This window comes from Arhodomonas sp. KWT (assembly GCF_010993615.1).
Map to the genome: position 1 here is coordinate 5391 of NZ_WNXE01000144.1, position 1362 is coordinate 6752.

General features: G+C 71.7%; 3 protein-coding genes. 1 reads left to right on the plus strand and 2 read right to left on the minus strand.

The window, feature by feature from the left end:
• On the minus strand, window positions 1–314 hold a 314-nt coding region (locus G7A99_RS15175), incomplete at its 3' end, for an AIR carboxylase family protein (protein WP_205599868.1).
• 139 nt (window positions 315–453) lie between these two features.
• On the opposite strand from G7A99_RS15175, the gene G7A99_RS15180 reads away from it, so the two are divergent.
• A complete protein-coding gene (locus tag G7A99_RS15180) occupies window positions 454–687 on the plus strand; it encodes a hypothetical protein (protein WP_018718706.1) in 234 nt (77 codons plus the stop codon).
• Between the two features lie 76 nt (window positions 688–763).
• Here G7A99_RS15180 and G7A99_RS15185 read toward each other — a convergent pair.
• Window positions 764–1362, minus strand: a 599-nt coding sequence (locus G7A99_RS15185; protein WP_205599869.1) for an ankyrin repeat domain-containing protein, incomplete at its 5' end; no start/stop codon positions are given.

Sequence of the window (1362 nt, forward strand, 5' to 3'; positions counted from 1 at the left end):
ATAGACAGCAGCGAGTCCATGCCCTGCAGGGCACGGCTCTCCACCGGCACGCCGAGCACCGGCAGCAGCGTCTGCGCCGCGACCATGCCCGGCAGGTGGGCGGCGCCGCCGGCGCCCGCGATGATCGCCTGCAGCCCGCGGGACTCGGCCTCCCGGGCATAGTCGCGCATGAGCTCCGGCGTGCGATGGGCGGAGACGATGCGGCACTCGTGGGCGACACCGAAGTCGCTCAGCACCTCGTCGGCGTGACGCATGGTCTCCCAGTCGGACTTGCTGCCCATGATCACCCCTACCAGGGGTTGTGCCTCGTCCATGGTGCTCCTCCCGAGGGAAAACCGCGGAGTCTACCACCTGCAGCGGGCAGCGGCGCAGCCCTGTGCGACGAGTGACCACTCACACCGCCGGTGGTTCTGCTATGATTTCATACATACGGGTGACAGCCGAGGATCGGCCGTGGACATTAACAGCGCCTTCAACTCAGGGCTCCGCGGGTTTCAGAACGCCAACCAGACCGCTGCACGCAGCGCCGAGACCATCGCCCGGCGCAGTGGCGGGCTGGCGGAGGACCGCACGGTCGAGACCGCGCTGGTCGAGGCGGTGACGGCAGAGAATCAGGCCGCCGCGGCGACACAGGTGGTACGCGCGGCCGACGAAACGTCGGGCTCGCTGATCGATACCCGCGCCTGAGCCCCGCCCGCGGCTCAAACCACCGCGGCACCCGTCCCCCTTTTCCATTGCCGCCTCGCAACCGGCGGCACGCCCTTCAGTCCATGCCGTCCATCGACATTGCACCCCGCGCCTGAAGTAGCTCGACCACGTCGCGGCGGGCGTTATCGCCGGCGTGATCCAGCGCCGTGCGTCCATCGTGGTCGCGGAGGTTCACCGATGCGCCGGCGTCGAGCAGCACCCGCACGACTCCGGTGTGGCCCTCCCGCGCCGCCCACATGAGCGGCGTGCGCCCCGCCTCCGTCTCGCGGACATCCACCGCCACCCCCCGGGCGAGCAGCAGTCCCGCGACCTCCGGCCGGCCACTGATGGCCGCGGCGTGGAGCGCCGTATAGCCGAGCTCGTCACGGGCATGGAGGTCGGCCCCGGCCTCCAGCAGCCGCGTCACCACCGCCGGGTGGCCCATCGCCGCCGCCCGCATCATCGGCGTCCAGCCGCAGGCGTCCTCGCCATCGACTGCAGCACCACGGTCAAGGAGCGCATTCACCCGCGCCAGGTCGCCGTCCCGGGCGGCGGCGATGAGAGGCGGCTCACCGGCCGGCGCACCACCCCGGGACCCGGCGAGCCAGTACCCCGCACCGGCGATCGCCGCCACTAGCGCAGCGGCCGCGAGCATCCCCGATCCAAGGGGACCGG